At 68.2% G+C, this 23,313-nt stretch carries 17 protein-coding genes; 5 read left to right on the top strand and 12 right to left on the bottom strand.

The window, feature by feature from the left end; translation table 11 throughout:
• Positions 1-564: 564 nt before the first annotated feature.
• The 4 genes from F9C11_RS03570 to F9C11_RS03585 all read left to right on the top strand — a co-directional run bounded on the left by F9C11_RS03570 (position 565) and on the right by F9C11_RS03585 (position 4,224).
• Entirely contained in the window at positions 565-2,043 is a 1,479-nt protein-coding gene (locus tag F9C11_RS03570; RefSeq protein WP_409183496.1) for a hypothetical protein, read from the top strand.
• 120 nt (positions 2,044-2,163) lie between these two features.
• Positions 2,164-2,745: a YbaB/EbfC family nucleoid-associated protein gene (locus F9C11_RS03575; protein ID WP_409183497.1), complete on the top strand. Its 582-nt coding sequence runs from the start codon at positions 2,164-2,166 to the stop codon at positions 2,743-2,745.
• Positions 2,742-3,062, top strand: coding sequence for a hypothetical protein (locus F9C11_RS03580; protein WP_409183498.1), 321 nt, complete (start codon positions 2,742-2,744; stop codon positions 3,060-3,062). Before F9C11_RS03575 ends, F9C11_RS03580 begins: the two co-directional genes overlap by 4 nt.
• Positions 3,063-3,075: 13 nt before the next feature.
• On the top strand, positions 3,076-4,224 hold the full coding sequence (locus tag F9C11_RS03585; RefSeq protein WP_409183499.1) for a hypothetical protein: 1,149 nt from the start codon (positions 3,076-3,078) through the stop codon (positions 4,222-4,224).
• Positions 4,225-4,267: 43 nt separating this feature from the next.
• On the opposite strand, the gene F9C11_RS03590 is transcribed toward F9C11_RS03585, so the two are convergent.
• The 3 genes from F9C11_RS03590 to F9C11_RS03600 all read right to left on the bottom strand — a co-directional run bounded on the left by F9C11_RS03590 (position 4,268) and on the right by F9C11_RS03600 (position 12,542).
• Positions 4,268-4,906 (bottom strand): zinc ribbon domain-containing protein, encoded by a 639-nt coding sequence (locus F9C11_RS03590; RefSeq protein ID WP_409183500.1) that lies wholly within the window; start codon positions 4,904-4,906, stop codon positions 4,268-4,270.
• A 130-nt stretch (positions 4,907-5,036) separates the two neighbouring features.
• On the bottom strand, positions 5,037-8,948 hold the full coding sequence (locus F9C11_RS03595) for a DNA-directed RNA polymerase subunit beta' (RefSeq protein WP_409183501.1): 3,912 nt from the start codon (positions 8,946-8,948) through the stop codon (positions 5,037-5,039).
• A 90-nt stretch (positions 8,949-9,038) separates the two neighbouring features.
• Positions 9,039-12,542, bottom strand: a complete 3,504-nt coding sequence (locus tag F9C11_RS03600; protein WP_409183502.1) for a DNA-directed RNA polymerase subunit beta — start codon at positions 12,540-12,542, stop codon at positions 9,039-9,041.
• 709 nt (positions 12,543-13,251) lie between these two features.
• On the opposite strand from F9C11_RS03600, the gene aroQ reads away from it, so the two are divergent.
• The gene (aroQ, locus tag F9C11_RS03605) at positions 13,252-13,725 is read left to right on the top strand and encodes a gamma subclass chorismate mutase AroQ (protein WP_409183503.1); all 474 of its coding nucleotides are present in this window, start codon (positions 13,252-13,254) and stop codon (positions 13,723-13,725) included.
• A 17-nt stretch (positions 13,726-13,742) separates the two neighbouring features.
• Here the strand turns inward: aroQ and F9C11_RS03610 are convergent, their stop codons facing one another.
• From F9C11_RS03610 to F9C11_RS03650, 9 genes are read right to left on the bottom strand one after another with little or no spacing between them, the layout of a single operon-like run.
• A complete protein-coding gene (locus F9C11_RS03610) occupies positions 13,743-14,798 on the bottom strand; it encodes a hypothetical protein (RefSeq protein ID WP_409183504.1) in 1,056 nt (351 codons plus the stop codon).
• A 26-nt stretch (positions 14,799-14,824) separates the two neighbouring features.
• On the bottom strand, positions 14,825-15,430 hold the full coding sequence (locus F9C11_RS03615) for a hypothetical protein (RefSeq protein ID WP_409183505.1): 606 nt from the start codon (positions 15,428-15,430) through the stop codon (positions 14,825-14,827).
• 36 nt (positions 15,431-15,466) lie between these two features.
• Positions 15,467-16,729: an MCE family protein gene (locus F9C11_RS03620; protein WP_409183506.1), complete on the bottom strand. Its 1,263-nt coding sequence runs from the start codon at positions 16,727-16,729 to the stop codon at positions 15,467-15,469.
• Positions 16,729-17,952, bottom strand: a complete 1,224-nt coding sequence (locus F9C11_RS03625; RefSeq protein ID WP_409186803.1) for an MCE family protein — start codon at positions 17,950-17,952, stop codon at positions 16,729-16,731. Before F9C11_RS03625 ends, F9C11_RS03620 begins: the two co-directional genes overlap by 1 nt.
• Positions 17,953-17,962: 10 nt before the next feature.
• A complete protein-coding gene (locus tag F9C11_RS03630; RefSeq protein WP_409183507.1) occupies positions 17,963-19,144 on the bottom strand; it encodes an MCE family protein in 1,182 nt (393 codons plus the stop codon).
• A complete protein-coding gene (locus F9C11_RS03635; protein WP_409183508.1) occupies positions 19,141-20,127 on the bottom strand; it encodes an MCE family protein in 987 nt (328 codons plus the stop codon). The genes F9C11_RS03630 and F9C11_RS03635 overlap by 4 nt, the downstream gene beginning before the upstream one ends.
• The gene (locus F9C11_RS03640; RefSeq protein WP_409183509.1) at positions 20,124-21,152 is read right to left on the bottom strand and encodes an MCE family protein; all 1,029 of its coding nucleotides are present in this window, start codon (positions 21,150-21,152) and stop codon (positions 20,124-20,126) included. The genes F9C11_RS03635 and F9C11_RS03640 overlap by 4 nt, the downstream gene beginning before the upstream one ends.
• The gene (locus F9C11_RS03645; protein ID WP_409183510.1) at positions 21,149-22,480 is read right to left on the bottom strand and encodes an MCE family protein; all 1,332 of its coding nucleotides are present in this window, start codon (positions 22,478-22,480) and stop codon (positions 21,149-21,151) included. The genes F9C11_RS03640 and F9C11_RS03645 overlap by 4 nt, the downstream gene beginning before the upstream one ends.
• Positions 22,477-23,313 (bottom strand): ABC transporter permease, encoded by an 837-nt coding sequence (locus F9C11_RS03650; protein ID WP_009072224.1) that lies wholly within the window; start codon positions 23,311-23,313, stop codon positions 22,477-22,479. Before F9C11_RS03650 ends, F9C11_RS03645 begins: the two co-directional genes overlap by 4 nt.

Genomic DNA, 23,313 nt, shown 5'->3' on the forward strand with positions numbered 1-23,313 from the left:
CCTGTTTGTGTTCCCGTGAAGCGCCCGCGAAGGCACTTCTTTCCCCGTTCTTCGGGCAGCGTGAAACGCACCCGGAACAGAGAAAGCGTTTATTCCCCTCGGGTAGACGAACCCGTTGCGGGGCAAGAGAAATCAGCCAGCCGGACGCGGCCGGGAGAAGAGGTCAGGAATCCCTACACAGCGCACTGGCCTGCTGGCGCAGATCCACGTGCAGACGCCACACCAGGGCAACCGGAAAGGACATGCGCGAAATACTCTGGCGAACCGCACGCACTGTCAATGCGGTGATCAATCGTGGGAACATCGACCGAAGGGGTGAATATCCCACGAACTGGGCCGACTTGCCCGCCCCGCGTCGTCCGCCCGGCCGAGGCGACGGCGCTGACCTGCGATGCTCCGTTCGGCCCAAAGCAGGTTCGCCGCTTCGGCCGCCGGAGCGAGGGCTGTTCGCCGGATATGTTCGTTACCGTTTCGTGATCGAATCCCGGGAACTCTTGGTCCCGGCGAGCCGACTGAGCTGCGGTTCGAGCGCGGGAACCGGACCGAAACGGCATAATCCGGCCAATGGCAGACCCGTTCCCCTGGTACATCGCCGTCGGCTACCTCGCCGGATTCCTCCTGCTGTGGACAGCGGGCCGGGTCGAGGGCGGCGGCACCGTCACCTCCGCACTCAGCAACATCGCGACCGGCCTGGTCTTCTTCGGCACGACGATGACCTGGTTCGCGGTGAGCATGGACGTGCACGCGCCGTTGGCCGTGTGGATCGCGCTGCCGGTGGCGTTCGTCGCCTTCGTGGTCTGGCAATCCGTCCGACAGCGCGGGCGGCTGCGTCGCCTCGGCGCCACCGCTCAAGCGACGTTCGGAGTCCTGCCTCAGAGCGGCCGCACCGTGGCCTTCGACCAGCAAGACAGCCTGTCCCTGCGCCGGGTGGTCGAACTCGAGCACCAAGGACATCGGCTGCTCGGCGTCGAATACCCGCTCAGCAGTCACGGTTCCGCGGCCGACCGGGTCGCCGATCGCCTCGGCGGCATCTACACGATGACCGAACTGCGGATCCCGCACAGCCCGGTCCTGCGGATCACCCCGCGCACCGGAGCGTTCGAACCGGACCACGCCACCCCGTTCGAGGACGCCCGGATCACCCGGATCCAGGCCGGCACTCCGAAAACGACCGCAGAGCTGGAAAAGTTCGCGGTGGACCCGGAGTTCGACCGGAGGTTCGAGGTCACCGCCGAGGATCCGGAGTTCGCCGCCCGGGTGCTCACCCCGGAAGTCCGCGCACTGCTCCTGAGCGACCTGTGGTTCCGGGTCCACGAGGTCGTGTTCGAGCGCGACGCGCTGTGGACCGCCGAAGCGGACGGTCTCAACGAAGAACGGCTGCTCGGCAACGCCCGCCGATTGGCCGTTTTCGCCGCGGCCGTGGCGCCGAACCTCTGGCCCAGCACCGAGTTCAGCCGTGCCGAAACCAGCTACGACCGGTGGTTCGGAGACAGCCGGGGCTTCGTGCGGAACCGCGTGAACCGGTACCGCGAAACGATGGACCGCCAACCGCTCTCGCCGACGACTGTGCTCACGCGCTCCCTGCTCGCCGCGGCCATGGTGGTGCTCGGCCTGTTGCCGATCGCCAACGGCATCGCCGCGGCCGCCGGTCTCGCCAGCGAAGTCCAGCTCACCGTCACCGACTCCACCGCAGGCGATCGCGGCCGCTCCTGCGGGCTCAACCGCACCCAGATCTGCGACAGCCAGTCCCCCGCGGTTCGCGGCACCTACCCAGCCGGCGCCCAGACCCGCGAGGTCGTCACCACCTGGCACCTCGGCCAGCTGCCGGAGCGCGGCGACGTCGTCCCGGTGCGGATCGGCCCGATCTGGTGGAACACGGTGTTCCAGAACAACGACGCCGTCGCGTTGACGATCCTGGCCGGGTTGGTCCCGGTCGCGCTCGGGCTCCTCTTCTTCAAAACGATCTTCCGCCCGCGCGCCCCGCGCCGGGTCCGCCTCCTGCGCCGGCTCCAGGAATCCCGGCCGGTCGAATCGCCGTCGTAGCCAGCCGGTTTGCTGACCTGCGGTGATCACCCGGTCCGGATTCCGCACTCTTGAAGCACGAAGGCGACAGAAGCGGCATAATCCCGCACATCAGCGAGGTGCAGGGAAGGTGTGACCGCCGTGTCCGAAGAGATGGACCGACTCGTCGCGGAGTTCGAGAAGTTCCAGACGAAGCTCAAGCAGGCCGAGGCGCAGTTCGCGAAGGTCGGCGACATGCAGGAGGAACTGAACGCGCTCGAAGCGCAGGTGATGTCGCCGGACCGGGCGGTCACCGTGGTCGCGGGCCCGAGCGGTTCGGTCAAGGACCTCCGGCTCTCCCCGGACGCGCTGCGCCAGCAGCCCGACCAGCTGGCGGCGACGATCCTGGCGACGCTGCACCAGGCCGTCGCCGAATCCGCGCGCAAGCAGGCGAACATCGTCGACGAGCACGTGGGCACGGCCTTCGGGCTGAACGTGTCCGAGCAGGTTCTCGAAGCCCAAGCGGCCGGGTTGGGAACCACCGTGGAGGAATTGGAGTCCAACCTCCCGGAGGCGCAGCCGCAGCGGCCGGCGACGCCGATTCGCGACGAGGAGGACTTCGCGAACAACAACCTGCTTCGCACCGACCAGCGGCCGGCGCAGGCGCCCCCGCCGCCGCCTCCCGCTTCGGCGGGCGACCAGTTCCTCAAGAACTTGTTCAACGACGAGGAGGACCACCGATGACCCACAGCGTCGTCACGACCGCCATCACGAAGTACTCGACCGGCCTCGACCACTACAAGAGCGAGGCGGGCAAGTTCGGCAACCTCGTGGGACAGGCCGACGTCGGCGACAAATCGTGGGGCCTGATCGGGCTGGTCGCCAAGCAGACCTACACCGGCAAGCTCGAAGAGCTCAAGCAATTGCTCGAGGCCATGAAGAGCGGCGTCGAGGTGTTTCAGGAAAAGCTCGGCAAAGCCGCGGAGATCTACGACGGGCACGAGAAGGACACCGTCATGACCTTCGGCAAGTTCGACGCGAAGATCGACGGACCGCTCTGAGCAAGGGGAACTCATGGGACAGGACAGCGTCGCCGACGGCGTAAAGATCAAGCACGAAGACGGGTTCGGCCACGACGCGCTCGAAGCGGCCAAGAAGACGCCGTTCGTCGGCAAGGGCGTCAACACGATCTCCGGCGCCATCGAGAACTACGGCGACGCCAAGAGCTTCGGCGACTTCGCCTCGGCCAGCGGGCAGCTGGTGCAGGACGGCGCCGGCTTCGTCGCGGGCGCGGCGGTGGACCTGGCGAGCTTCGCGCTCGACCCGGTCGGCTGGCTGGTCAGCAACGGCCTCAACATGCTGATCGAGCTGATCCAGCCGCTGCAGGACGCCCTGCACTTCGTGACCGGCGACGGTCCTGCTCTCAAGGAAGCGTCCGGCAACTTCGTCGAGATCGGCAAGGGCTTCGTCACCCTGGCCGACAACTTCGTCAAGGAAGGCGACGAGGCGCTCAAGGACTGGCAGGGCGAGGGCGGCGCCGCCGCGAAGAAGGCGCTGGCCCAGTTCTCCGAGGGCATCAAGGGCATCGGCTCCAGCGCGGGCGCGGTCGCCGAGACGCTGCAGATGTGGTCGATGGTGATGACCGTCATCGAGGAAGTCGTCAAGGCGCTGATCTCGGAACTGGTCAGCTGGCTGATCTACCTGTGGCTGCCCGCGCTCGCCGCCTCCGTCGTCAGCCTCGGCTCGTCCGTCGCGGCGGCCATGACGGCGTCGGTCGCCCGCGTGGCCAGCACGGTCAGCCGGGTCACCAGCCACCTCGGCAAACTCGGCCAGCTGATCGAGAAGTTCCTGACGTTCCTCGCCAAGTGGGCCGACGAGATGGTCAAGCAGGGCTCGAAGCTCACCCCGTCCGGAGCCCGGATCACCCCCGGCACGGAAAAGGCGCTCGCCGGCGCGGTCGCCAACGCCACCGGGACGAAGGGAAGCGCCTTCGGCACCGCCGCGGTCGACGCGCTGAAGAACGCGCCGGGCGAGGCCGTCAAGCAGGTCATCGGCGTGAACCCGACCGACCTCAGCAAGGGCTCGTCCTACGTCGGCAAGGGCGCCTTCGACTTCGTCGACAAGACGATCAGCAACACCCGCGACATCACGAAGTCCCAGGGCGCGAGCGACGAGGCCGGGGACCACACGACGAAGGAAACCAAGGAAAACCTGGACATGTGAGGAAACGGGCGCGGCCGGGTCCCCTCGGCCGCGCCCGCGCCGGTCAGAGCCGGTGCCCGCAATCCGCGCAGAACACCGCGCCCGCCTTGGCTTCCTTGCCGCACTCTCCACAGTGGACAGTCGGGGTCAGCGAACTCCCGCACCCCGTGCAGAACTTCCCGCCGTCCGCCTTCAGCCCGCAGCCGGGGCAGGTGAGCTTCGCGCGAGTGTCCAGATCCAGCTCACCGGTCCAGTTCTTCTCGCGCGCCTTGTCCCAGATCTGATCCCGCTGCGCCGCCGCCTGTGCTCGCGAAATCTCCTCCGCCACGCTCGGCGAACACCGCAGGCACTGGCCGATTTCCTCGTTCCAGCACTGATCCGCGCACATCCAGTCACTGCAGCCCCGGCACTGCCGAAAGCGCGGGGTGATCTCCTCGACGGCCGCGGTCAGCGCGCGGTCCTTCGCCGACGAATTCGTCGCCCGGTCGTATTTCCACTGGTCCGCGGAGCTGCTCAACTGCTGCAGCGTCCCGCCGAAGAACGAACCCACCGCGCGCAACATGCTGCGCCCGGTCTCCATCGCGTCCCGCTGGAACGCCGAGCGGTATCCGTTCCCGCAGCGCTCGCAACGGAACTCGAACTGGTAGCCCTGGGCGTTGGAGAGATCGGAGAAGTTGTCCGTGAAGGGCACGACATCAGCCACGCGCGCGAAGGTATGCCAGCCGGAAACGGGCCGCGACCGTACAAGTACCGTCTCCGGACCTGCTACCCACCGCGACGAAAAAGCCCCCGGCCACGAGGACCGGGGGCTTTTTCGTTCAGCTACGCGAGGTTCAGCGGAAGTCGCGACCGAAGTCGTAGTCGTCCAGCGGAACCGCGGCGCCGGTGCCCGAACCGAACACGTCCGGGGTGTAGTAACCGTCGTCGTAGGACGGGATCGCGTACGCCGCGACCCGGGCCTCCTCGGTCGGCTGCACCTGGATGTTCCGGTACTTGTTGATGCCCGTACCGGCCGGGATGAGCTTACCGATGATGACGTTCTCCTTGAGGCCCACGAGCTTGTCCGAGCGGCCGTTGATCGCCGCGTCGGTCAGGACTCGCGTGGTCTCCTGGAACGAGGCCGCCGACAGCCACGAGTCCGTGGTCAGCGACGCCTTCGTGATCCCCATCAGCACCGGACGGCCCGAAGCCGGCTCGCCGCCCTCGGCGACCGCGGCCCGGTTCGTCGCCTCGAACTTCGTCCGCTCGGGCAGTTCGCCCGGCAGGAAGTCCGTGGCGCCGGAGTCGATGATCGTCACGCGGCGCAGCATCTGCCGCACGATGACCTCGATGTGCTTGTCGTGGATCGACACACCCTGCGCCCGGTACACCTTCTGGACCTCGTCCGTGAGGTGCATCTGCGCTTCGCGCGGGCCCATGACGCGCAGGACCTCGTGCGGGTCCGGCGTGCCCTCGAGCAGCTGCTGGCCGACGTGCACGTGGTCGCCGTCGCCCAGCGGGCCGTTCGGGGTGTTCGCGAGCCGCTGCCGCTTGGACAGCTTGTCGAAGACGATCTCCTCCGACCCGTCGTCCGGGATCAGGGTGATCTTCCAGAACCGCTCGCTCTCCTCGATCCGCACGCGGCCGTCGACGTCCGCGATCGGAGCCTTGCCCTTCGGCACCCGGGCCTCGAAAAGCTCGGTGACACGGGGCAGACCGGTCGTGATGTCGTCACCGGCGACACCACCCTGGTGGAACGTACGCATCGTCAGCTGCGTGCCCGGCTCGCCGATCGACTGGGCGGCGACGATGCCGACCGCCTCGCCGACGTCGACGAGCTGGCCCGTCGCCATCGAACGGCCGTAGCAGGTCGCGCAGACCCCGACCGCCGACTCGCAGGTCAGCACCGAACGGACCTTGACCTTCGTGATGCCGCTGGAGAGCAGCTTCTCGATGGCCGGGTCGCCGATGTCGTCGCCCGCGTTCAGCACGACGTTGCCCTTGGCGTCCACCGCGTCCGTCGCGAGGTTCCGCGCGTACACGGAGGTCTCGACGTGCTGGTCCCGCACGATCTTGCCGTCGCCGAGGTCCTCGCCGATCGGCATCATGATGCCGCGCGTGGTGCCGCAGTCGATCTCGCGGACGATGACGTCCTGCGAAACGTCCACCAGACGACGGGTCAGGTAACCCGAGTCCGCGGTACGGAGCGCGGTGTCCGCCAGACCCTTCCGGGCGCCGTGCGTGGCGATGAAGTACTCCGCCACCGACAGGCCCTCGCGGAAGTTCGCCTTGATCGGGCGCGGGATGTACTCGCCCTTCGGGTTCGACACCAGGCCACGCATCCCGGCCAGCGAACGGACCTGCGTCATGTTGCCGGCGGCGCCCGACTTCACGATCATGGCGATCGGGTTGTCGTCCGGCAGCGCCGTCTCCATGATCTTGTGGACCTCTTCGGTCGCCTGCGTCCACACCTTGACGAGCTCGTTGTTGCGCTCGGCGTGGGACAGCTGACCGCGCTGGTACCGCTTCTCGACCTGGTCGGCCTTGCCCTCGTACTCGTCGAGAATGGCCTTCTTGCCGACCGGGGTCAGCACGTCCGAGATCGCGACCGTGACGCCCGAGCGGGTCGCCCAGTAGAAACCGGCGTCCTTGAGCTTGTCCAGCGTCTGCGCGACCTGCGTCATCGAGTACCGCTCGGCGAGGTCGTTCACGATGGCCGCCTGCCGCTTCTTCGGCATCGGCTCGTTGATGAACGGGTAGTCCGCCGGCAGCAGGTCGTTGAACAGGACGCGGCCCAGGGTCGTCTCGGCCAGCCACGGCTTGCCCGGTTCCCAGCCCTTTTCCGCGAGCGCCGCCTCGTCGGCCTTCGCCGGCTGCCGGTCGGTGATCCGGATCTTGACCGGGGCGTGCAGGCTCAGCGCCTTGCGGTCGTACGCCATGATCGCCTCGGCGGGCGAGGAGTACGCGTTGCCCGCGCCCTCGGCGTTCTCGTTCAGCCGGGTCAGGTGGAACAGGCCGGTGACCATGTCCAGTCGCGGCATGGCGAGCGGACGGCCCGACGCCGGCGACAGGATGTTGTTCGCCGACAGCATCAGGATCCGGGCCTCGGCCTGCGCCTCGGCCGACAGCGGCAGGTGCACCGCCATCTGGTCGCCGTCGAAGTCCGCGTTGAACGCTTCGCAGACCAGCGGGTGCAGCTGGATCGCCTTGCCCTCGACCAGCTGCGGTTCGAAGGCCTGGATGCCCAGCCGGTGCAGGGTCGGCGCGCGGTTCAGCATCACCGGGTGGCCGGTGATGACCTCTTCGAGCACGTCCCACACCTGCGGCCGCGACCGCTCCACCATCCGCTTGGCGGACTTGATGTTCTGCGCGTGGTTCAGGTCGACCAGCCGCTTCATGACGAACGGCTTGAACAGCTCGAGCGCCATGTCCTTCGGCAGACCGCACTGGTGCAGCTTCAGCTGCGGACCGACGATGATGACCGAACGGCCCGAGTAGTCGACCCGCTTGCCCAGCAGGTTCTGGCGGAACCGGCCCTGCTTGCCCTTCAGCAGGTCGGACAGCGACTTCAGCGGCCGGTTGCCCGGACCGGTGACCGGACGGCCGCGGCGGCCGTTGTCGAACAGCGCGTCGACGGCCTCCTGCAGCATCCGCTTCTCGTTGTTGACGATGATCTCGGGCGCGCCGAGGTCGATCAGCCGCTTGAGCCGGTTGTTCCGGTTGATCACGCGGCGGTACAGGTCGTTCAGGTCCGACGTGGCGAACCGGCCGCCGTCGAGCTGCACCATCGGGCGCAGGTCCGGCGGGATGACCGGGACGGCGTCGAGCACCATGCCGCGCGGGTCGTTGCCGGTCGCCTGGAACGCGGCGACGACCTTGAGCCGCTTCAGCGCGCGGAGCTTCTTCTGCCCCTTGCCGTTGCGGATGGTGTCGCGCAGGCTCTCGGCCTCCGCGGCGACGTCGAACTCGGTCGCCAGCTTCTGGATCGCCTCCGCGCCCATGCCGCCGGTGAAGTACTCGCCGTACCGGTCGATCAGCTCGCGGTAGAGCAGCTCGTCGGCGATCAGCTGCCGCGGCTCGAGCTTGGTGAAGGTCGTCCAGACCTCCTCGAGACGGTCCAGCTCGCGACCGGCGCGGTCGCGGATCTGGCGCATCTCGCGCTCGCCGCCCTCCTTGACCTTGCGGCGCACGTCGGACTTCGCGCCCTCCGCCTCCAGCTCGGCCAGGTCGGCTTCCAGCTTCTGCGCGCGGGCCTCGATGTCGGCGTCGCGCTTCGTCTCGAGGTTCTTGCGCTCGACGCCGATCTCGTTCTCGAGCGTCGGCAGGTCGTTGTGCCGCAGCTCGGTGTTCACGCCGGTGATCACGTAGGCCGCGAAGTAGATGATCTTCTCGAGGTCCTTGGGCGCCAGGTCCAGCAGGTAGCCAAGGCGCGACGGAACGCCCTTGAAGTACCAGATGTGGGTGACCGGCGCGGCCAGCTCGATGTGGCCCATCCGCTCACGGCGCACCTTGGCGCGAGTGACCTCGACGCCGCAGCGCTCGCAGATGATGCCCTTGAACCGGACGCGCTTGTACTTGCCGCAGTAGCACTCCCAGTCCCGGGTCGGACCGAAGATCTTCTCGCAGAAGAGCCCGTCCTTCTCCGGCTTGAGGGTCCGGTAGTTGATGGTCTCCGGCTTCTTGACCTCGCCGAAGGACCACTGACGGATGTCGTCGGCGGTGGCGAGGCCAATCCGGAGCTCATCGAAAAAGTTGACGTCCAGCACGTCTAGATCCCCTTGGGGTTGATTCGGCTAGAGGAGGGGTCGGCGGTGGAGCGGGAACCCGCGGGAGGCAGGTTCCCGCTCGACACCGAATCAGTGCACGACGTCGTCCACCGAGGGCGACTCGTTGCGGGACAGGTTGATGCCGAGGTTCGCCGCGGCGCGCTCGAGGTCCTCGTCGTCGGAGTCGCGCATCTCGATCGCCGCGCCGTCGCTGGAGAGCACCTCGACGTTGAGGCACAGCGACTGGAGCTCCTTCAGGAGCACCTTGAACGACTCCGGGATGCCCGGCTCGGGGATGTTCTCCCCCTTCACGATCGCCTCGTACACCTTGACGCGGCCGACCACGTCGTCCGACTTGATCGTGAGCAGTTCCTGCAGCGTGTACGCCGCGCCGTAGGCCTGCATCGCCCAGCACTCCATCTCGCCGAAGCGCTGGCCGCCGAACTGCGCCTTACCGCCCAGCGGCTGCTGGGTGATCATCGAGTACGGGCCGGTGGAGCGGGCGTGGATCTTGTCGTCGACCAGGTGGTGCAGCTTCAGGATGTACATGTAGCCGACCGACACCGGGTACGGGTACGGCTCGCCGGAGCGGCCGTCGAACAGCGTGGCCTTGCCGTTCTCCTTGACCATGCGCTCGCCGTCGCGGTTCGGCTTGGTCGCCCCGAGCAGCCCGGTGAGCTCCTCCTCCTTCGCGCCGTCGAACACCGGGGTGGCGGTGTTCGTGCCGGGCGCGACGTCGTAGAGCTCCGGCGACAGGTTCTTCGCCCAGTCCGGGTTGCCCTCGATCGTCCAGCCCTGGGAGGCCAGCCAGCCGAGGTGCAGTTCGAGGATCTGGCCGATGTTCATCCGTCGCGGAACACCGTGGGTGTTCAGGATGATGTCGACCGGGGTGCCGTCCTCCATGAACGGCATGTCCTCGACCGGCAGGATCTTGCCGATGACACCCTTGTTGCCGTGCCGGCCGGCGAGCTTGTCGCCCGGCTGGATCTTGCGCTTCTGCGCCACGTAGACGCGGACCAGCTCGTTGACGCCCGGGGGCAGCTCGTCGTCGTCCTCGCGGGAGAACACCCGGATGCCGATGACCTTGCCGGTCTCGCCGTGCGGCACCTTCAGCGAGGTGTCGCGGACCTCGCGCGCCTTCTCGCCGAAGATCGCGCGGAGCAGCCGCTCCTCCGGGGTCAGCTCGGTCTCGCCCTTCGGCGTGACCTTGCCGACCAGGATGTCGCCGTCGCGGACCTCGGCACCGATCCGGATGATGCCGCGCTCGTCGAGGTCGGCCAGCACCTCCTCGGAGACGTTCGGGATGTCCCGGGTGATCTCCTCGGCGCCCAGCTTGGTGTCGCGGGCGTCGATCTCGTGCTCCTCGATGTGGATCGACGTCAGCACGTCGTCCTGCACCAGGCGCTCGGAGAGGATGATCGCGTCCTCGTAGTTGTGGCCCTCCCACGGCATGACCGCGACGAGGAGGTTCTTGCCGAGCGCCATCTCACCGTTCTCGGTGGACGGGCCGTCGGCGATGACCTGGCCCTTTTCGACCCGGTCCCCCTCGTTGACGATCGGCCGGTGGTTGAAGCACGTGCCGTGGTTGGAGCGGCGGAACTTGTACAGTCCGTAGCTCTTCCGCGTGCCGTCGTCGTGCATGATCGTGATGATGTCCGCGGACAGCTCCTCGACCACGCCCGCCTGCTCGGCGACCAGGACGTCCCCGGCGTCGACCGCGGCGCGCAGCTCCACGCCGGTGCCCACGTACGGAGCCTGGTTGCGCAGCAGCGGAACGGCCTGGCGCTGCATGTTCGCGCCCATCAGCGCGCGGTTCGCGTCGTCGTGCTCCAGGAACGGGATCATCGCGGTGGCGACGGAGACCATCTGCCGCGGCGACACGTCCATGTAGTCGATCTCGAGCGGGTCGATCAGCTCGACCTCGCCGCCCTTGCGCCGGCCGAGGACCTTCTCCTCGACGAAGTGGCCGTCCTCGGTCAGCGGCGCGTTCGCCTGCGCCTTGACGTAACGGTCCTCCTCGTCCGCGGTCAGGTAGTCGACCTGGTCGGTGACCTGGCCCTCGACGACCTTGCGGTACGGCGTCTCGATGAAGCCGAACGGGTTGACCCGCGCGTAGGAGCACAGCGAGCCGATCAGGCCGATGTTCGGGCCTTCCGGCGTCTCGATCGGGCACATCCGGCCGTAGTGCGACGGGTGGACGTCGCGGACCTCCATGCCGGCGCGCTCACGGGACAGACCGCCCGGGCCGAGCGCCGAAAGACGCCGCTTGTGCGTCAGGCCCGACAGCGGGTTGTTCTGGTCCATGAACTGCGACAGCTGCGAGGTGCCGAAGAACTCCTTGATCGCCGCGCCGATCGGGCGGATGTTGATCAGGGTCTGCGGCGTGATCGCCTCGACGTCCTGGGTGGTCATGCGCTCCCGCACCACGCGCTCGGTGCGGGAGAGGCCGACCCGGATCTGGTTCTGGATCAGCTCGCCGACGGTGCGCAGGCGGCGGTTGCCGAAGTGGTCGATGTCGTCGGTCTCGACCGGCACCTCGACGCCGGCGGAGCTGGTCATCTTGTCCTCGCCGGCGTGCAGCCGGACCAGGTACTCGATGGCCGAGACGATGTCCTCTTCGGTCAGCGTGCCGGTCTCGTACGGGGTGTCGAGGCCCAGCTTCTTGTTGACCTTGTAGCGGCCGACCTTGGCCAGGTCGTAGCGCTTCGGCTTGAAGAACAGGTTCTCCAGCAGCGTCTGCGCGCTCTCCTTCGTGGGCGGCTCGCCCGGGCGCAGCTTGCGGTAGATGTCGAGCAGCGCCTCGTCGGTGCCTGCGGTGTGGTCCTTCTCGAGGGTGGCCAGCAGCGTCTCGGAGAACGAGAAGCGCTCGCGGATCGCCTCGGTGGTCCAGCCCAGCGCCTTCAGCAGCACGGTGACCGGCTGGCGGCGCTTGCGGTCGATGCGGACGCCGACGGTGTCGCGCTTGTCCACGTCGAACTCGAGCCACGCGCCGCGGCTCGGGATCACGCGCACGCTGAAGACGTCCTTGTCGGTCGTCTTGTCGACACTGCTGTCGAAGTACACGCCCGGAGAACGCACCAGCTGGGACACGACGACCCGCTCGGTCCCGTTGATGATGAAGGTGCCCTTGTCGGTCATCACCGGGAAGTCGCCCAGGAAGACCGTCTGGCTCTTGATCTCGCCGGTGTTGTTGTTGACGAACTCGGCGGTGACGAACAGCGGGGCCGCGTACGTCATGTCCTTGTCCTTGCACTCCTCGATCGAGGCCTTGACCTCGTCGAAGCGCGGAGCGGAGAAGGACAGGGACATCGAGCCCGAGAAGTCCTCGATCGGCGAGATCTCGTTGAGGACCTCTTCCAGACCGCCGACCGGGTTCTCTTCGCCTTCGTTGACGCGGCGCTCGAACCACGCCTCGTCGCCGGTGAACCACTGGAACGACTGGATCTGGACGTCAAGCAGGTTCGGGGTGGAAAGTGGCTCGCGGATCTTCGCGAAGGAGACCCGCTTGGGCGCTCCGGGGATTCCCGTGGCCTGCGCGCGGGATTCAGCCGAGGTGGTCGCAGCAGTGGCCTGGTTCGCGGGAGAGACTGCCAAGATGCGTCCTTCCGGGGACAATGAGCGGTGAGCAGCCGCGATGGCAACAGCTGTCGCGGACTGTCAGGGGTGCCGTGTGCCCACTATCCTAACTACCGGCTCCGGGCAGCCTGAAAGAGGGCAGCGCAAAGAAGCAGTCTAGCCCGGATGGCGCGGTCTGTCCAGGGGGCACTCCAGACGGGGCCCAGCCTGCATCGCGTCACCTTCGGGCAGTGCGTCTCCCTGAGCCTCACTGCGTCCTCGGCTCCCGGTTCGCACCGGGTTTTCGCGCCCCTCCCGCAAGGTTCGCGTTCCCCGGCCGTGACCGTTGGCAGTAAGCGTGAACCCACGCGGCTTTGGAGTCAAGATGCCGCGCGGCTCTCCCGCCGGTTGGCGCAGCGTTGAACCCGGACAGCGCAGGGTGACCGCCGGGGCGAGCCTCGCGGTTACCGCCGGGTACTCCGGAATAGCCGCGCAGGTCGGCCGGGCGGCGGTGCAGGTGAGCGGGCTGAGCGCGGGTGCGGCGGCGGATTCCGCGGCGGCGCGGCGGGCGCGGGATGGATCACATTCCGCGAGCGGCCGTGCGCCGAGCGGCATAGTCGAATAGGGGATCGCCCGGTAGCTCGGACCCGGATTCCGGGCTCCCGGGCAGGGGTTCGCGCGGCGGTTGGCGGCGCCCGCGTGCCGGTGATCAACTGGGCGGGGCCCGAACTTCCCGGAGGTGCGCCCGATGCCGGAACCCGCCGCGTCGCTTCCCGAACTGGTCTTGCGCAGGCTGGCGATCAGCGAGCAGGTCGCCGCCGCGAAGTTCGGGGCCGGACGGCCGGTCGACGATCCGGTCCGCGAACAGCGCGAGCTGGCCCGCGTCCGGGTGCTCGCCCGAGAAAGGGGTCTCGACCCGGGTTTCGCCGCCGGATTCCTCTCCGACCAGATCGCCGCGAGCAAGCAGGTCCAGCACCGGCTCTTCGCGCACTGGACCGCGCGTCCCGGCGACCGGCCCGGCGGGGGCCCCGACCTGTCCGTGCTCCGGGCCGAATTGGACGGTCTCACGGTCGCTCTCCTGGACCGGCTGGCCGCGACCGGCCCGGAACCCTTGGCGGTGCCGGAAACCCCGGACGAGCTGAAGCAGGAGCCGCTTCGGACGGCGTTCCGGACGCTGACCCGGCAACGGCCCGCCCCCGGAGCTTCCGGGAACGGGCCGTGACCGCTGGCTAAGACCCCTTACTTCGACGGCGGAGCCGAAGCGGGCGCGGACGGCGCGGGCGCGCCCGCGGCCGGTCCGGCGGCCTTGTAGGTGTCCATGTCGGTGATCTTCCACGTGTTGCCCTGCAGCTGGGCGTCCACGTGCATCTGCGCCGTCCCGGCGGCGGTCTGCTTCGTGTCCGCGCGCGTCGACGTCTGGTCGATGAACAGCATCACCCGGGCGAGGTCGCCGTTCAGCCGGATCACCGCGCTGCGGGTGACCTTGCAGGTCACGACCACCTTCTGCTCCGGCGCGAGCTTCTTGACCTGGCCCATCAGCGCGTTGTAGCTCGCCTTGACCTGGTCGGTCGCGAGCAGCTGGTTGGCCGCGTCCTCGGTCTTCTTGATGTTGTTGAAGTCGTAGGAGAACAGCGTCTCGATCGCCTTCGACACCTGGTCCTTGACCTGCGCGGTCTTCGCCACGTCGAGCACCGCGCGGTTGCTCGTCGAATCGGCCGCGTCCGAGCCTTTCACCTGGAAGATGACCGCCGCGGCGACCAGCGCCAGTCCGGCCACCAGCAGCAGCGCGACCCGCACGGTGTTGCGGCTGACCGCGGACCGCTGCGCCGGCACCGAGGCGGGCGCGTCCTCGTCGGCCCGGGCCTTGGTCTCGGCTTGCTCGACGTCCGAGGGCTTCTCCGAGCCGGTGTCCCGCTTCTTGCGCCGCGGGCTCGGGCGGGCCGGTTTCTCGTCCTCGACGGTTTCGCCGGTGAGCGCGTCGACCTCGTCGGCCGGGGCTTCGCCGGCACCGCCGGAGACCTCGGGTTCGGCGACGGCGTCTTCCTCGACGGAGGTCTCCGCGACCTCGGTCTTCTCCGGCTCGGTCTTCTCCGGGCGCGCCAGTCCGCCGCGGGGAATCCGCAGCTCCTGGGTCGCCTCGGCCGGGTCCGCGTCGGGGAGCGGCCGCGGCCGGGGGCGCGGCTTGGGCGAGGCCGCCGGCGCCGCCGGGTCCGACGGCTTGCGCAGCCCGGCGACCTTCGGCCGGCGGGCCGGTGGCGTGCTGCTGCGCGGTGGCTGGCGACGGGAGGGGGGCACTGCGGAACTCCGATCTGCGGGTGAAGCTACTGGCCGGCGGCGACGAGCGGCACTTGGTCGATCCCGGACAGCTTCCACTTGCCGTCGACCCGGGTCATCTGGACCTCGAGCCGCAGCGCCTTGGTGGCCTGCTTGCCGCCCGCGGAGGTGTCCGTGCTGATCGCGGCCAGGAAGCTGGCCTTGCCGTCGTGGTCGTTGAGCTCCTCGACCGCGATGTCCTGGATCGTGGTGGTGACCTTGACCTTCTGGTCGGTCAGCGCCTTCGAGTAGTTCGGCTGGGCCTGCTGGATCTGCTTGGCCATGTCGTCGCTGGAGACGTCCTTCTGCTTCTGGAAGTACGCGTCCAGGTTCTGGTAGTCGACCTGGGTGTAGGCCAGCACCGCGGCGGTGCCGTCCTTGAGCACGTCGTCGCGGGCCGAAGCGAGGTCCCGGTCGCCGTCCATCTCCGCGACCAGCCACATGATCCCGAACACGATCGCCACCACCAGCGCGGCGAGAGCGAACGCCCCGGACCCGAGCAGCCAGACGCGCGGCGATCCGGGGAGCGTCCACTTTTCCTTCGCCGCCTCCGTTGCCGGTTCGGGCGTGTCAGCGGTCGCCTCTTCCTCGGCGACCGCGTGCTCGGCACTCATAACACTCCAGAGTAGGTAACTGTCATCAAATCCCGGTCAGCCGACCCCGAGCAGCGCGCCGAGGCTGTTGAGCGAGACACCGGGACTGCCGACGACGCCGGGCACCTGGGCGTCGCGCTGCTCCTGCAGCTGCTGCGCGGGCCGGTTCCGGTTGGCCGCGATGTCCTGCTGCGACGGCTGCACCGGCACGCCGTTGTACGGCGCGTTCTGGGAACCGCGGACGTTGATCGGGCTGCCCTTCGGCTCGGCGCAGTAGGCCTTGTCGTCCGCGGGCCGGACCGAGGTGTCCGAACCCGGCCGGTACTGGCTGTAGGGCAGATAGCCCTTCGTGCACGACGGCGGGTTGAACAGGTTCAGCACCAGGCCGAGGTGCGCGGTCCCGTCGCCGGGGGCCACCGACGGCGCGGCGGCCGCCAGTGCCGGATAGGTCACCAGGCCCTGTTCGAGACCGTCCAGCCGGGTCACCGTCAGGTTGGCCGTGGTCAGCAGGTTCGCGGTCAGCGCGCCGAGACCGGGCCCGGTCTCCTTGACCACCTGGCTGATCTGGGTCGCCACCTGCGGGGTGACGCCGATCAGCTTGCGCAGGTCGCCGTCGGAGTTCTTGAGCGTGCCGCTGAGCTGATTGAGGCTCCTGGAGAACGACGCGAAGTTCGACGCCTCGTCGTTCTGCGTGTCCAGCACCTTGCCGCCGGCCTGCAGCAGCTGCACGGTCTGCGGCAGGTACTGCTGCGCGGTGGCGGTGAAGCTGCGCGCGGTGTCCATCAGCTTCTGCAGATCGCCGCCGGTGCCGCGGAACGCGTCGTAGGACTCGTCGACGACCTTCCGCAGCGCGTCGGTGGGCACCGAGGCCGACAGCGAGTCGAGGTCGCCGAGCAGCCGGTCGGTGCTGACCGGGGTGGTCGTGCGCGCGGCCGGGATCACCGAACCGCTCGCCAGGTACGGGCCCTGGTCGTTCTTCGGCCGCAGGTCGACGTACTGCTCGCCGACCGCGGACCGGTTGGCGACGACCGCGTCGAGGTCGGCGGGCACGCGCGGGGCGGACGGGTCGATGTTCAGGTCGGCCTCGAGCCCGGTCTGGGTCAGCCGCAGCTGCCCGACGCGCCCGACGTTGAAGCCGCGGTAGGTGACCTCGGCGTTGGTGAAGATCCCGCCGGACTCGTTGAGCTGCAGCTTGACCGTGTACCCGCTGCCGCCGAACACCGTGCCGAGGCCGGCGAACCGGATCAGCGCGTACACGATGGCCACCACGGAGATGATCGCGAAGACCACCAGCTGGATTTTCGTCCTGCGCAGCAACATCAGCCAGCACCTCCGGAAAGCACCCCGAACAGGCCGGACAACCCGCTCTGCGCCGGCTGCCCGCCGCCCTGGCCGCCGGTCGAGGACGGAGCCTGCTGGTGCTGCTGCGCGGGCTGGCTGCCCGGGAACGACAGCGGCGGCGGCTGGTTCGCCGGCGTGCCCTCGACGCCGCCGGTCAGCCCCGGCGCGGGAAGGAGCCCGTTCAGCCCGTTCTGCCTGCTGCGGCCGAGGTTGTCGATGACGTCCTTGAGGTTCAGGTCGACCTTGGCGAACAGGTTGAAGTAGTCGCCCTTGACGTCGTTGTAGGCCTGGTCGGTGAACGGATAGGTGAGCAGGATTTCCAGCGCCTTCGGCAGGTCGCTGCCCGCCTCGCCGAGCTTCCGCAGCGTCGGCGTGAGCGCCTTGAGGTCGGCGACCAGGTCCGCCTTGCTCTTGTTGACCGTGTCGGTCGCGACGCCGGAGAGGTTGTTGAGCGCGTTCAGCATCGTCACCAGCTGGCCGCGCTGCTGCTCCAGCACGCCGAGGCCGGGACCCAGGTTGTCGACCGCGCCGACCAGCTTGTCCTTCTGGTCCCGCAGCGTCATGGACAGCCGGTTGAGGCCGTCCAGCGCGCGGGTGATGTTGGCCGACTGGTTGTCGAGGTTCGTGACCAGCTCGTTCGCGTTGGCCAGCAGCGCCTTGATGTCCGGCTCGCGGCCGGCGGTGGCGTTGTTGAGTTCCTTGGTGATCGTGTTGAGCTGCTCCACGCCGCCGCCGTTGAGCAGCAGGGACAGCGCGCCGAGCACCTCCTCGACCTGGACGTCACGGCCGGTGCGCGCGAGCGGGATGGTCGCCCCGTTCGCGAGTTCCCCGGTCGCCTCGTTTCCGCCCGGCGAGGCCAGTTCCACGTACTTCTCGCCGAGCAGGCTCGACTGCTTCACGTTGGCCATCGCGTTGGCGGGCAGCTTGACGTCGCCGTTGACCTCGACGGTCACCTCGGCGTGCCAGCCGTCCGGCGTCAGCCCGATCGACTTGACCTGCCCGACCGGCACCTCGTTGACCTTCACCCCGGACTGCGGGACCAGGTCGAGCACGTCCTTGAACTGGATCTTCAGCGTGTACGGATGGCTGCCGAGGTCGGCCCCGCCGGGAAGCGGGACGTCGTAGACGCCGTTGAACGCGCAGCCGCTCAGCACGAGCGCGGCCGCCGTGGCGAGCGCCCCGCCCGCGGCGAACTTCGTCAGTCGCTTCACGTCAGCTCCCCTGCGTCCCGTAGACCTGGCCCTGCAGCGGGAGCGGCAGCGGCGGCAGCTGGCCGTTCTGCATCGCCTGGACGACCTGCGCGGCGGACGGCAGCGGAACCACGCCGTCGACCACCTTGGCGATGCCGTCGCAGGCGTTGCCGAGCAGCTGCTTGGTCACCGAGGTCTGCTTGAGCAGCCTGCAGACCATCACCAGCGGCGGGGCGGTCAGCTCGTTGAGGTTCGGCCGCGCGTCGAGCGTGCCGGACGAGCCGTTGTAGACGCCGACGATGTTGGACAGCGCGACCGGCGCGACGTCGAGGATCTCGGCGAGCGAGCTGCGCTGGTCCACGAGCACCTTGGTCACGCTGGCCAGTTTGTCCACATTGGACTTCAACCGGCCGCGGTTGCGTTCGATGAAGCCCTGCACCGACTGCAGCGTGGTGCCGAGCTGCTGGACGGTCTGGGCGAGATTGTCCTTCTCCCCGGCGAGGAATCCGCTCACGTCGGCGAGCTGGCTCTCGAACTGGCGCACCTGGCCGTCGCTGTTGGCCAGCGACTGGGAGAACTTGCCGAGGTTCTGCACCGTCTGGAAGAGGTCGTCCTTGTTGCCGGCCAGCGTGCCGGACGCCTGCCCGAGCTTGGTGATCGTGTCGTGCAGCGCCTTGCCGTTGCCGTCGAGGTTGTTCGCCGCGGTGTTCAGCAGGTCCGAGAGCGAACCGTTCTTGTTGGCCCCGTTCGGCCCGAGCGTCTCGCTGACCTTGGCGAGGCTGGCGGCGAGCTGGTCGACCTCCAGCGGCACCTCGGTGCGGTCGAGGCCGATCGTCGCGCCGTCGGAAATGCGCGGGCCGCCGGTGTAGGCCGGGGCGAGCTGGATGTAGCGGTCGCTGACCAGCGACGGGGCCACGATCAGCGCCTTCGCGTCGGCGGGCACCGCGACCGAGCGGTCGTATTCGAGGTCGACCCGGACCTGGTTGCCCATCGGCTGGATCTTGGTCACCGTGCCCATGTCCACGCCGAGCATCCGGACGCTGTTGCCCTCGTAAAGGCCGACAGCGCCGGCGAAGTACGCGGTCAGGTGGTTGCGGCCGGCGTCCTTGAGGGTCCACCAAAGCGCGCCCGCGACCACGAGCGCGAGCACGATCGCGATCGTGAAGCCGCGGGTGAGCGACTGGCCGAAGCGGGTGTCGGTCATTGGGAGTTGCACCCCTCCGGATTGAGCGGGCCGACCGAGGGAAGCACCAGGCCGCAGATGTAGTTGTCGAACCAGTGCCCGGTGCCGATCGTGTTGTTGAAGACCCGGATGAACGGCGCGAACTTCTGGATGCCCTGCGCGAGCGAATCCTGGTTGCGCTGCAGCATCGACGTGAGCTGGTCGAGCTGGGTGAGCACCGGGTTCAGCTGGCCGTCGTTGTCGTCGACCAGGCCCTGCAGCTGCGCCGACAGCTGCTTCGAGCCGTCCAGCAGCGTCTTGATCGCCTGCTCGCGCTTGCCGATCTCGTCCAGCAGCTGGTTGCCGTCGGTGATCAGCTTCTGCACCTCGGCGTCGCGGTCGACCAGCGTCTGCGACACCTGGCGCGTGTTGGCCAGCAGGTTCGCCAGCTGCGAATCGCGCTTGGCGATCGTGTCCGACAGCTTCGAAAGGCCAGACAGCGCGCCCTTCACGTCCTGCGGGGTGTTCGAGAACGTCTGGGTGATCGCCTCGAAGCTCTTCGACAGCTGGTTCGTGTCGATCGCGTCGACCGTCTGCGACAGGCCGCGGAAGGCGTCGAGCACGTCGTACGGCGACATCGTGCGGTCGCGCGGGATCGGGCTGCCCGGGTCGAGCGTGCCGTTGCCCTGCGGGTCGAGCGCGAGGTACTTCTGGCCGAGCAGCGTCTTGATCTTGATCGCCGCCGTGGTCTTGTCGCCCATCCAGGCGTCCTTGACCTTGAACGACACCTTGACGCTCGCGCCGTCCAGCTTGATGTCGGACACCTTGCCGACCTTCACGCCGGCGATCCGCACGTCGTTGTCCTTCTGCAGCCCGGCCGCCTCGGAGAAGTCCGCGCTGTAGGTGGTGCCGCCGCCGATCACCGGCAGGTCCTCGGAGTTCATCGCGGCGACCAGGCCGAGCACGATCACCGCGATGCCGACCAGAGCGATCGGGATCGGATTGCGTTTCTGGAAGGACTTCATGGCTTGCACCTGTCCCGGTTCACCGGTGCGAGCGTGAAGTCGGTCGGCGGCAGCAGCCCCGGCACGCCGACCGTCCCGGTCATCTCGCAGGAGTAGAAGTTGAACCACGAGCCGTAGTCGGCGGTGCGGGTGAGCGCGCTGACCTTCTTCGGCATGAACTGGATGAAGTGCTCGACGAGCGGTTCGTTCTGGTTCAGGTTCGTGGTGAGCTTGCCCAGCGCGGCGATGTCGTCCTTCAACGGCTGCCGCGCGTCGGTGAGCAGGCCGGCCGTCGTGGTGGCCAGGTTGCCCAGCCCCTCGATCGCGTCGCCGATCGGCTTGCGGTCCGCGGCGAGGCCGGACACCAGCTGCTGCAGCTTCACGATCAGGTCGTTGAGCTGCGGGGTGTGCTGGTTGACCGTGTCGAGCACCGAGTTGAGGTTGTCGATCACCTGGCCGATCACCTGGTCCTTGTTGGCGATCGTGGTGGCCAGCGAGGCGGTGTGCGACAGCAGGCTTTCGACCGTGCCGCCCTCGCCCTGCAGAACCTGGATGACCTCGTACGACAGCTTGTTCACGTCGGCCGGGTTCAGCGCGGTGAACAGCGGCTTGAAGCCGTTGAACAGCTCGGTCAGGTCCAGCGCGGGCGTGGTGCGCTCGAGCGGGATGGTGTCGCCCGGCTTGAGCGTCGCGCCGCTGGTGTCGTCGCCCTCGCCGAGCGAGACGTAGCGCTGGCCGACCAGGTTGCGGAACTTGATCTGCGCGGTGACGCCCGCCGGGAGCTTGCGCCCGGCGTCGACCTCGAAGTCCACCTGCGCCTGGCGCTTGTCGACGATCTTCACGTCCTTCACCTGGCCGACCCGGACGCCGGCGATGCGCACGTCGTCGTTCGGCAGCAGGAGCGTGGCGTCGGTGAACCGCGCGGAGTAGGCGCTGGTGCTGGTGGTGTTGATGTTCGCGATGCTGATGCCCAGCACGGTCGTGAACAGCACCGTGACGACCACGAAGATCGACAGCTTGATCAGCGGTGCGGCGAGTCCCCTCACTTGACCGTCACCTCCGTGCCCCGGTAGAGCGGGCCGACGAGCAGCGAGCCCCAGCCCGGGAACTGGTCCTGCGAAATCCCCATCTCCGGGCTGACCAGCGCGGCGAGGAAGTTGTTCTCGGCCGCGGTGTTGACCGGGTTGCCGCCGGCCGCCCCGCCGCCGTTGAGGCCCGCCGCGTCGCCCTTGAAGTTGGCCGGGTTCAGGCCCTCGCCGACGGTCCTGGGCGCCGCGCCCTGTTTGGTGCCGTCCTTGAACGGGCCGTCCGGCGGCTGCTGCGGGAACGGGTCCGGCGCGGGGTTGAGGTCGTAGCAGCGCGGACCGCGCTTGTCCTCGAACCGCGGCTCCTCGCCGGGCTTGTACGGCCCGCGGTTGACGACGACCTCGATGGTCGCGTTGAGCCCCGGCTTGCCGTTGTACTTGCCCAGCGCCGCGTCCGCGACCGGCACGACCTTCGCCATCTGCTTCAGCACGCACGGGTACTCCGGCGAGTACTTGGCGAGCAATTCGGCGGTCGGGCGCGCGGTGCGGGCGAGGCTGATCAGGTTCTGCGAGTTGGCTTCCAGGAACGACTGCAGGTCCTGCGAAGCGGTGGTGAGGTTGCCGTAGAGGCTCGAGAGGTTCGCCTGCTCGGCGACCACGGTGCGCGTGGTCGTGCTCAGGTTGTCCAGGCTCTGCACCAGATCCGGCGTCGCGTTGCTCAGGTGGCCGGAGAACTCCGCGAGCGCCTTCAGGTTGTGCTGCAGTTCCGGCTCGTGCGGGTTCAGGTCGCCGAGGTACTGGCCGAGCTGCGAAAGCGTTTCGCCGAGCGGTTTGCCGCGGCCCTGCAGCGCGGTCGAGATCGCGGTGAGGGTGCTGGACAGCTTCTGCGGCTGCACCGCCTGCAGCACCGGCATCAGGTGTTCGAGCGCCTGCTCCAGCTCGATCGCGCTCGAGGTGCGGTCCTGGGTGATCACGTCGCCCTGGGAAAGCGTCTTGGCCGACGGGTCCTTCGGAATCTCCAGCGACACATAGCGTTCGCCGAACAACGTCTTCGGAAGGAATCGCGCGGACACGTTCCGCGGAATCAGCTTCACCGATTCCGGATCCATCGCCAGCGTCAGTTCCGCGCCGTCCGCGGTCGCTTTGATGTCCTGCACCGAACCGACGATCAACCCGCGGACCTTCACGTCCGACTGCTTGAGCAGCTGGTTGCCGATGTGGCCGGCGTCGAGCTTCACGGTGACGAACTTGCTGAACGCCTTGTCGTACATCGCGATGCTGAGCGCGATCCCGCCGACGAGCACCGCCACCAGCAGCAGGCCGAGCAACCTGCGCCGTAGTGTGGTCATCCCGCAATCCTCACCGTGACGTCGGTTCCCCAAATCGCGAAACCGATGAAGAAATTCACGACCGAAACCGTGACGATGGAAAGCCGCACCGCGCGGCCGACGGCCACGCCGACCCCGGCCGGTCCGCCACTGGCCCGGTACCCGAAGTAGCAGTGCGAAAGAATGATCAAAACGCTGAAGATCAGCACCTTGATGAACGAATAGAGCACGTCTTGCGGTGGTAGGAACAGATCGAAGTAATGGTCGTAGGTACCCGCGGATTGTCCGTAGATATAGATAACGACCAGCCGCGAGGCGAGGTACGAGCTCAGCAGGCCGATCACGTACAGCGGGATCACGGCCACGAACCCGGCGATGATCCGCGTGGTCACCAGGTACGGAAGGCTCGGCACGCCCATCACCTCGAGCGCGTCGATCTCCTCGGAGATCCGCATCGCGCCGAGCTGCGCGGTGAAGCCCGCGCCGACCGTCGCCGACAGCGCCAGCCCGGCGACCAGCGGCGCGATCTCGCGGGTGTTGAAGAACGCGGTGAGGAAGCCGGTGAAGGCCGAGGTGCCGATCGAGTTCAGCGCCGAGTAGCCCTGCAGGCCGACGAGAACACCGGTGAACAGCGTCAGGCCGACCATCACGCCGACCGTGCCGCCGATGACCGCGAGCGAGCCGGAGCCGAAGCTCACCTCGGCCAGCAGCCGCAGCACTTCCTTGGTGTAGCGGCGCAGCGTGCGCGGCGTCCACAGCAGAGCCCGGCCGTAGAACGACATCTGGTCGCCGAGCGTGTCCAGGGTCTCCAGCGGCCGGTTGGCGATCCGCTTCGCCCCCGCGAGGAACGTCAT

The sequence above is a fragment of the Amycolatopsis sp. VS8301801F10 genome, assembly GCF_046195355.1.
Classification (GTDB): Bacteria; Actinomycetota; Actinomycetes; order Mycobacteriales; family Pseudonocardiaceae; genus Amycolatopsis.

What these genes read in the sequence shown, in the direction of transcription:
- F9C11_RS03585 (WP_409183499.1), top strand. Translation starts at nt 3,076, where the DNA reads ATGGGACAGGACAGCGTCGCCGACGGCGTAAAGATCAAGCACGAAGAC.
- F9C11_RS03615 (WP_409183505.1), bottom strand. Translation starts at nt 15,430, where the DNA reads ATGAGTGCCGAGCACGCGGTCGCCGAGGAAGAGGCGACCGCTGACACG.
- F9C11_RS03570 (WP_409183496.1), top strand. Translation starts at nt 565, where the DNA reads ATGGCAGACCCGTTCCCCTGGTACATCGCCGTCGGCTACCTCGCCGGA.
- F9C11_RS03645 (WP_409183510.1), bottom strand. Translation starts at nt 22,480, where the DNA reads ATGACCACACTACGGCGCAGGTTGCTCGGCCTGCTGCTGGTGGCGGTG.
- F9C11_RS03635 (WP_409183508.1), bottom strand. Translation starts at nt 20,127, where the DNA reads ATGAAGTCCTTCCAGAAACGCAATCCGATCCCGATCGCTCTGGTCGGC.
- F9C11_RS03580 (WP_409183498.1), top strand. Translation starts at nt 2,742, where the DNA reads ATGACCCACAGCGTCGTCACGACCGCCATCACGAAGTACTCGACCGGC.
- aroQ (WP_409183503.1), top strand. Translation starts at nt 13,252, where the DNA reads ATGCCGGAACCCGCCGCGTCGCTTCCCGAACTGGTCTTGCGCAGGCTG.
- F9C11_RS03630 (WP_409183507.1), bottom strand. Translation starts at nt 19,144, where the DNA reads ATGACCGACACCCGCTTCGGCCAGTCGCTCACCCGCGGCTTCACGATC.
- F9C11_RS03620 (WP_409183506.1), bottom strand. Translation starts at nt 16,729, where the DNA reads ATGTTGCTGCGCAGGACGAAAATCCAGCTGGTGGTCTTCGCGATCATC.
- F9C11_RS03650 (WP_009072224.1), bottom strand. Translation starts at nt 23,313, where the DNA reads ATGACGTTCCTCGCGGGGGCGAAGCGGATCGCCAACCGGCCGCTGGAG.